General features: G+C 42.6%; 9 protein-coding genes. 1 reads left to right on the top strand and 8 read right to left on the bottom strand.

The window, feature by feature from the left end:
• Positions 1-339 precede the first annotated feature (339 nt).
• Both FWE23_07370 and FWE23_07365 read right to left on the bottom strand, forming a co-directional pair.
• Positions 340-666, bottom strand: a complete 327-nt coding sequence (locus FWE23_07370; GenBank protein ID MCL2845253.1) for a type II toxin-antitoxin system PemK/MazF family toxin — start codon at positions 664-666, stop codon at positions 340-342.
• On the bottom strand, positions 666-896 hold the full coding sequence (locus tag FWE23_07365) for a hypothetical protein (GenBank protein ID MCL2845252.1): 231 nt from the start codon (positions 894-896) through the stop codon (positions 666-668). The genes FWE23_07370 and FWE23_07365 overlap by 1 nt, the downstream gene beginning before the upstream one ends.
• A gap of 161 nt (positions 897-1,057) precedes the next feature.
• On the opposite strand from FWE23_07365, the gene dusB reads away from it, so the two are divergent.
• Positions 1,058-1,999, top strand: a complete 942-nt coding sequence (gene dusB, locus FWE23_07360; GenBank protein ID MCL2845251.1) for a tRNA dihydrouridine synthase DusB — start codon at positions 1,058-1,060, stop codon at positions 1,997-1,999.
• Positions 2,000-2,072: 73 nt separating this feature from the next.
• Here dusB and rsmB read toward each other — a convergent pair whose 3' ends face one another.
• Genes rsmB through FWE23_07330 form a run of 6 tightly spaced genes read right to left on the bottom strand, consistent with a single transcriptional unit; the run spans position 2,073 to position 8,306 of the window.
• Complete coding sequence (rsmB, locus tag FWE23_07355) at positions 2,073-3,722, bottom strand: 16S rRNA (cytosine(967)-C(5))-methyltransferase RsmB (GenBank protein MCL2845250.1); 1,650 nt, start codon at positions 3,720-3,722, stop codon at positions 2,073-2,075.
• Positions 3,719-4,678 (bottom strand): methionyl-tRNA formyltransferase, encoded by a 960-nt coding sequence (gene fmt, locus FWE23_07350; protein MCL2845249.1) that lies wholly within the window; start codon positions 4,676-4,678, stop codon positions 3,719-3,721. Before fmt ends, rsmB begins: the two co-directional genes overlap by 4 nt.
• Positions 4,679-4,697: 19 nt before the next feature.
• Positions 4,698-5,714: a hypothetical protein gene (locus tag FWE23_07345; protein MCL2845248.1), complete on the bottom strand. Its 1,017-nt coding sequence runs from the start codon at positions 5,712-5,714 to the stop codon at positions 4,698-4,700.
• Positions 5,715-5,726: 12 nt separating this feature from the next.
• Positions 5,727-6,101 (bottom strand): hypothetical protein, encoded by a 375-nt coding sequence (locus FWE23_07340; protein ID MCL2845247.1) that lies wholly within the window; start codon positions 6,099-6,101, stop codon positions 5,727-5,729.
• A gap of 31 nt (positions 6,102-6,132) precedes the next feature.
• Positions 6,133-7,083 (bottom strand): transaldolase, encoded by a 951-nt coding sequence (tal, locus tag FWE23_07335; protein MCL2845246.1) that lies wholly within the window; start codon positions 7,081-7,083, stop codon positions 6,133-6,135.
• 14 nt (positions 7,084-7,097) lie between these two features.
• A complete protein-coding gene (locus tag FWE23_07330; protein ID MCL2845245.1) occupies positions 7,098-8,306 on the bottom strand; it encodes a response regulator in 1,209 nt (402 codons plus the stop codon).
• Positions 8,307-8,390: the final 84 nt, after the last annotated feature.

Here is an 8,390-nt window from a genome sequence, read left to right as displayed (position 1 = left end):
CCCGAAGTCCCGAAGTCCCGAAGTCCCGAAGTCCCGAAGTCCCGAAGTCCCGAAGTCCCGAAGTCCCGAAGTCCCGAAGTCCCGAAGTCCCGAAGTCCCGAAGTCCCGAAAAAATACGTTATGGGCAACGTATATGTCAAGTGTTTAGAGGGGTTTTGCCCAATTTTCCGCATTTTTTTGCCAACTTTTTTTTAAGTTTCTTACTTACTGTAAATATACATTATCGGCAGGTAGATAGTCAAGGTGTGCTGGGGAATGAAAGCTTAATATTGATGTTTTTTTGTTTGGGCGATTGTTGCACAAAGGCGGAAAAGGTGATTTATTCGTAATGTGCCCGTGTTAAGTAATGTCTAACGCAAATTTAATGGCATTGTCAAGTTCTTGCATTTTTCTGTAAGATAATTTACCTATATAGTTAGTCAAGAGATATTTGGGAATACTGACTAATTCGTCGCAATGTATAGATGAAAAATGTTTAATGCCCTCGTCAATATCTATTGAAACTTGTGTTGAAAGCCCATCGTGTCTGGAATATACGGGTGCACAAATCAGCGTAGAAAACGAAGAATTTATGAGCAACTGCCTACTGACAACAACAAAAATGCGATAATCTTTTGTATCGTTTTTTGAACCTTTGTAAACTCTGTATAAATCGCCTCTTCTCATCAAAATGCCTGATAACTTAAAACATCTTCTGCTTCGGAATTGAGATAATCTACGTTTCGGTTTATTATATCCAAATCGTTATTGCGGCTTAAATTTTTTCGTCTGACTACCGCTTGAGGAAAAACATTGTAATTTTTCACATATTGCACTGTTATTCCCACTTTTTTTGCCAAACCGACAAATTCTTTCAAATCTTGACGAGTGTTTGACTGAAACAAAACCGCTTCCATATATTTATTCTCCTTAAAAATAAGAATAATTTTTTTATCATACAACTACAAAATACTATTCGCCGTTAATAAAAAGTAAAATTTCGTTCCTCAAATGCTCTCTTTCGTTTTTCTGTTTATGCAAATAATATTTTCTGACGAAAAACTATGAGGAGATTAAAATGTTTGACATAACAAAAAAAATATTCACCGCACCTATGGCTGGAGTGGGCGACGCGGTTTTTAGGCGAATGTGCAAAGAGTATGGTGCGGACGTCTGCGTAAGCGAAATGATAAGCGCTGAAGGGCTTTTTTATTTAAGCGAAAAAACCAAACAAATGATGATGCTGCAACCTTGGGACAGACCGGGCGGCGTGCAGATTTTCGGGAGCAAGCCCGACTTGATGGCGCGCGCGGCAAAACAGATATGCGAAGAAGTAAATCCTGATTTTATCGACATAAATTCGGGTTGCCCCGTTCATAAAGTCGTCTCAAAAAACGGAGGCGCCGCGCTCCTTAAAGACCCGAAACTTTTTGCCGAAATTACGGAAAATGTAGTAAAGGCAAGCGGAAAAACGCCTGTATTCGTAAAAATTCGTTGCGGTTGGGACAGCAAAAGTTTTATAGAAAAAGAATACGGAAAAATTGCCGAAGATTGCGGAATTTCGGCAATAACACTCCACGCGCGAACAAGAGCGATGGGCTATTCGGGCGTTGCAATGTGGGAACGAATAAAAATATTGAAAGACAGCGTAAAAATTCCCGTAATCGGAAACGGAGATATATGTTCAGGCAAAGACGCGGCGGAAATTTACGCTCAAACAGGTTGCGACGCAATTATGCTCGGTCGCGGCTCATTCGGAAACCCGTTTATCTTCGACGAAATAAAAAGGTATTTAGCAGGCGAGGCGCCCAAAGTAATAACGTGGGAAGACAAAATCGCCGCCGCAAAAAAACATTTGCAATACTTTGAAGAATTTTACGGCGAAAACGCATTCTTAGGCGAAATGAAAAAACACCTTGCGTGGTATATCAAGGGTTTTGAGGGATGCTCGCAAATCCGAAACAATATTATGAAATGTAATAATGTTGCCGATGCAAAAATGCTGTTAAAATCAATGTAGGGGCGTATTGCATACGCCCAAATCGCTTTTGTATTTACCGGGCGTATGCAATACGCCCCTACGAGAAATATGTTTATTCTACTCTCTGAAATCTCGCCGCAAAAATAGCGTCGGCGCCGTTTTTGTTCGGCGTTATTTCCAAGAAATCACCGTTGTCCGATAATAATTGTCCGTCTTTTATCTTTTCTTTTGCAGGAATAAGGACGAAATTCGGGTTTTCCTCTAAAAAAATCTCGACCTGAGCTCTATTTTCTTCGTTTTCGAGAGAACAGGTAGAGTAAACAATAATTCCACCGACATCAACTGTTTGCACTGCGCTTTTCAGGATTTCCTTTTGGCGCGCCGCCGCTTTTTTGATTGCCTCTTCGTCGCGTATCCAACGCGCTTCGGGGTGGTGATTTATTACTCCCGTTGCACTGCACGGCGCGTCGATTAGACAAAAGTCGAATTTTTCAGACATTCCCAAACTTTTTGCGTCTGCGGCGACAATATCAACGTTTCTTATGGAAAGGCGTTTGAGCGTATCCGAAATCATTTTTGTCCGCGAGAAACTTATATCTGCCGCAACAATTTGAGAATTAGGCGCAACTTCGGAAAGAAGCGTTGTTTTTCCACCGGGCGCAGCGCACAAATCGAGAATTTTTTTGCCGTTTTCAACATCGAGCAAGGCGACTACCCAGCCCGAAGACGGCGCTTGAACCGTGCATTGCCCCGACAAAAACAAGTCGTTTCTGTCAATTCGCTCGCCTGCCTGTAATTTGTAATACAAACCGTTAAAGCCCACGCCGCGCGCAACGCCGTTTGCACAGCTTTTGGCGACTGTCGCCTCAAACTTATTCTTGCTTGTAAGAGCGACGTTTCTGCGAATAAAAATATCGGGGATAGTATTATTGAACTGCAAAATCTTTTGCGTGGGCGTTTTGCCAAACTGCTCTATCCATCTTTCCACAAGCCAAAGCGGGTGCGAATATTCTATTGCAATTTTTTCGGCGAACGGCACGCTGTTCGATATTTCGGGGAAATTTCGTCCGCGAGAGGCGGCTTTTTCAGCTATAAGTTTTCTTAAAACAGCGTTTGTCAAATCCGAAAATTTACTTGTCTGCGAATGTCTTTTACATAAATTTACGCTTTCGTTCACTGCCGCAAAGTCGGGAATTTTTGTCAGATATAATATTTGGTACGCGCCGATTTGAAGTATTACCTTTAACGCTTCTTCCTCGCGAACGGGCACCGCCAGATATTTTTCTACTGCAAAATCGAGCAGAGATTTATTTCGCAAAACGCCGTAAATTATTTCGTAAGCAAGCCGTTTTTCCGTTTGAGAGACGAGCGGCTCTTTTGTAATAAAATCTTTTTGGTCGAAAAGCTTGTCAATTGTTGTTTCTATGTCGAAGCCTTTAATAAAAAACTTAAAAAGCACTTCAAATGCAATGCTTCGCGCGTCTGTTATTCTTTCGTTAAGCCTGCGAATGTTGCGACCGCCGCTACCGTCTTCGCGGAGTGGGCGTTCTTCACGTCTTCTCGGTCCGAAACTTCTGTCTTTGTCGTTTCTTTTTTCAAATCTTGCATTCCCGCGATTGCCACCGCCACCGCCGCGCCTATCGTCTTGTCTGTCGCCAAAACGCCTGTCTTCACGCCTGCTGTTATCGCGGTTATCACGCCTGCCGTCTCGGTTGTAATCGCGTTTTTCTTCGCTCCGCTCTCTTCTGTTTTCGCCTGTCATTTTAATATAATTCCCTCTTTAATTTGTTTTCCGTTAATAAAATCTCGCGCCGACATAGCTCTTTTTCCCGCGGGTTTCAGTTCTGTAATGACCAAAACGCCGTCGCCTGTCTGCACACAGATTTCGTTTTTTGTAATTTCTATGATTTCGCCAATTTTGCCGTCCGTATTATTCGTATCAAGACGCGAGCGTCGCGTCTCTATATTTTGGGCAGACGCTTTTTCGATTATTATTTGTTCGTCTGAAAGTGTAGTGTAAGAACTTGGAAATGGTTTAAAGGCGCGGATTTTGTTGGCGATTTGTACTGCGCTCTCTTGCCAATTTATTATAGCCTCTTCTTTTTTTAGGAGCGGCGCTTTTGTCGCTTTTGTTTTATCTTGCGATTTGTATTCTACCTCGCCGTTTTCTATTTTTTCGAGCGCCGCCATAAGAGCTGTTGCACCCAAAACACTTAATTTTTCGTAAAGCGACGGGGTGTCGTCGTCGGACTGAATTTCGCACTCTTTTTGCAATACTATATCGCCGGTATCAACTCCCATGTCAATTCTGAAAACCGAAACGCCCGTCGTCTTCGCACCGCTTTCGATTGCCCGCTGAATTGGCGCAGGTCCTCGAAATGCAGGCAGAAGCGCCGCGTGAATATTGTATGTGCCGTATTTTGGTATAGAAAAAACAACTTTCGGCAAAATCGAAAACGCCACTACCACAAACAAATCCGCTTCGATTTTCTTTAATTCTTCTATAAATTTTTCGTCTTTTATGCTTTCGGGAGTAAAAATCGGCGCAATTCTTTGCTCTTCGGCAAATATATTTATCGGCGATTTGCGCAAATGCAAGCCGCGCCCCGCAGGTTTTGGCGGATTAGTTATTATTGCCGAAATTTCGTGATGTGAATTCAGTATCGCTTTTAACGCCGAAATCCCGAAATCCGCTGTGCCGAAAAATGCTATTTTCATAAAATTCTCTCTTTTTCCATCAAAAATACATCGTACCTGAAAATAAAAACGACGGTTTTAAGCCGTCTTTGCGGAACTGGCAAGCGATGTCGAGTGAAAGCAAATTTCTTGCAATTCTTGCGTTTATTGTTGCACCGACTGAAGCCAAAAGCCAGTTTTGACTCGAATATTCCCACGCCTTAACGGTTTGCCCTCTGAAAGTATTGAAGACGTGGCGAACATCATCGGGCGTAAAAGCCGTTCCCGTCCGTAAAATTAAAATGTCGCGATGAACGGGAAATTCAAAGCCTGTGCGGAAAAATAATGGAGAATGACCGTCGCCATAAGCGTGAAAAAAGTTTTCCGCCTCAAAAAACCAATATAGTTTTGCTTCGTTTTCAATAATAATTCCTACACCGACAAACGACGAAGCAGGCATACGCAAATCGACATCGCTTTCATAGTTATCGTAAGCAAATCCTATGTTTCTGAAGCCTGCGGAATATCTAAAAAAGTTGCGCTGTGCAAAAATTCCTGCGTCAATTGCAAAGCCGCCAGAAAAATAACCGCCCCAATGCCCTGCCATCTCTTGCGAAATTTGCTCGTGAATAAATTTAAGGCGTGCGCCAATACTTAATCTTTCGTAAAAATTTCTTGCTAAAGCAGTCTCAACACTGAGCGAAAAAGGCGAAATATAGGCATTTATCGGGTCGCCGTTTTCATCGACGGGGTCGAGCGTTCCAAAGTTTACGTACGAAACCGAAGGCGCAAGAACAAAGCCGTTTTCGAGCAAGAATGCAACCGAAAACGCTCCTCTGTATATATCCATAATTACGGGACTGAAATCTATTGAAAATGCAGGTCTGCTTATTCCTGCAAGCATAGCGGGATTTGTTCTTACAGATAAATTATTGTCTCTTTCGCCGATTAACGACACAGTCCCGCCCGCCGTTCTTGCGGAAACGGGAAGATTTAAGAAGTCAAACCCTACCGCAGTTGCTCCCTGCGTCGTCGATAAAGCCAATAAGACCGAAAAGCAAACCGCCGCGATTTTCACTTGGACGCTTCCTTATTCGGGTAAAGTTGCATCAAGCGCTATTGCCGTAGTCAAAGCCATAATGGTGATAATCATCATTGTTGAAAAGTCGTCAGCTTCTTCGCCGTTGATAAAAAGTCGCTCAAATTCAAAAGTGTTTTGGGGTTTATCGACGGAAAATTCCAAAGCGTAATTCATTCGCTCACCTTCGTTGTCCAACTCACCGGATACGATTACTTTCCCGTTTTCCACTCTCCACAGCGGGTTTTCCCAGTTTGTTTGAACTAGTTGCTTGACGGTAAAATCAAATTCGTCAAATTGACCGTCCTGAACCATTCTTATCTCTCTCGGCACGGAAGAACACGCCAAAAGCGACAACATCAACAAAAAAACTAATAATTTTTTCATTCTGAAACTCCTATAATGTTTATATTTTTTCTCATTTTTGCAAAAACTGCGCCAACGTTGTCAAATCAACAGTGAATTTCCTGATACCTTCGGCAAGTTTTTCGGTAGCCATTGCGTCTTCGTTATGAAGCCAACGGAAAGTTTTTTCGTCGAGAGCGATTTTTTCCAGCGGCATTTCTTTTGCCGATACTGCCGACAATTTTTGTTGTAAATCGCCTTCGGTGTTTGCAAGCTCTTCTATAAAATTGGGGGCAATCGTAAGCAAATCACAACCTGCAAGCTCTACTATTTCGCCGAGATTTCTGAAGCTTGCACCCATAATTTCGGTTTTTATGTCGAATTTTTTGTAATAATTGTAAATTTTACTGACCGAAAGCACACCCGGGTCTTTTTCGGCAGGGTAGCCGTCGGGATTTTCGTTTTTCTTGTACCAATCCAAAATTCTGCCGACAAAAGGCGAAATAAGTTTAACGCCCGCCTCGCCGCAAGCAAGCGCCTGCGCAAAACTGAAAAGCAAGGTAAGATTGCAGTGAATATTTTCTTTCTCCAGAATTTCCGCCGCTTTTATTCCCTCCCAAGTTGCCGCAATCTTAATAAGTACGCGCGAACGCGAGATACCGTCGTTTTCAAAAAGCGCAATTATTCGTCTTGCCGAAAGGATTGTGTTTTCGGTGTCGAACGAAAAAGTCGGGTCTATTTCGACCGAACAGCGACCATCAACCACCGCTAAAATCTCTTTTGCAAAATTCACCGATAATTTTTCCAAAATCGGACGCATTACGTCAAGCAAATTGTCGCCCGACGCGCGCGGAATTTTCAGTGCGTCGTCTATAAGATGTTTATATTGCGGAAGTTTTGCCGCTTGCAAAAGAAGCGACGGGTTTGTAGTTGCGTCCTGCGGCTTGTGTTTTTTTATAGTGTCAATATCGCCCGTATCTTCGACTATTACCGTAATTTTTTTTAACTGTTCAAGAAGCGTCATTTGCTCTCCCCTGCTTATATTTTCATTGACGATTCGGTTATCGCTTTCATTGCAATGGCATACCACTCATCTCTTTTTGTTGTCATAAGCGGGCTTGCGGCAAATATTTTATCAGACAAATCACACGGGTTTAACTCTTCCATAGGAAGCACCTCTCTTGCAAAAATGTTAGCCGCTTTAAGAATGCTTAATTCCATATCCAAGTGTTTGGGATTTGTTGCACTATGATGGTACGCAATAAGTTCCACTATCGTTTCGGAAAGTCCCCACTGACCAAGCAAGTACGCGCCTACTTCGGCGTGTGTCGCTCCGAACATTTCGTCTTCGGCGTCATAAAACGGGATTTTTTTATCCTGCGCCGCATCTATAACCTGCTTGTAAAGTTTGGGAGAATGCGAAACAAAAATCAATTTTCCTATGTCGTGTAAAATTCCTGCAATGTAAATGTCGGAGTTTGCCAAAGGCAAGTTTTCGTGTTTTGCGATTTCTTTCGCCAAAAAACCCGTTATAAGACAGTGGTCAACAATGTCTTCCAAGTGCAAAAGTTTTGCTTCGGCATTGGAAAACGACGTGAAAAGGTGCGCCGTCAAAACAAGTCCCTGAACAATATCGAGCCCCAAAAGCGAAACTGCAAATTCGGGCGAAGTAATTCTTTGCGACAGTCCGAAATACGCCGAATTCACCATTTTAAGAATTGACGCACTCATACCGATGTCCGCCGAAATCAGCGACGCCGCTTTTTTGACCGACGGCGAGGGGCTTTCGAGTTCTGCTATAAGGTCGCTGTAAACCTTAGGCAACGACGGAATTGTTTCAATCCCTTCTATATATTTAATTGCCTGCGGGCGCATAATGGTTTTGTATAATTCGTAAATTCTAATCAGCGTATCCTCAAGTTTTTGGCAACTTTCGGGGCGAACAAGTACTCTATGTGCATATTTAACCAAATGTTTCGGGAAGTCCGCGCTCAAACTCGGCACTAAAACCACTCTGATTATATGAGGATACATCTGCGCCACGGTATCTAAAATCGAAACACCGTTAAGCACCGGCATTTTTATGTCGCACACAATCATATTAAACTCGACCTTTGACATTTCATCGAAAGCCGCCTTTAAGTTATCGGCAAAGCGACATTCCCATTCCGACGTTTTTTTTGCGAAAAGCGTTTTGTACGCCTCAAGGTTCTTGGGTGAAGTATCTACAAATAATAGCCTGTTCATAAAGTTTATGTCCTTTTTATTTTTTAAATTAGTAAAACCCAAGCAACCTGCTTGTTAACCACGCACTACGAAAATATTACGGTA

The sequence above is a fragment of the Chitinivibrionia bacterium genome, from assembly GCA_009779925.1.
Classification (GTDB): Bacteria; Fibrobacterota; Chitinivibrionia; order Chitinivibrionales; family Chitinivibrionaceae; genus WRFX01.
Note: the sequence above shows the minus strand (reverse complement) of the source record. Positions and strands in the feature narration are given on the sequence as shown.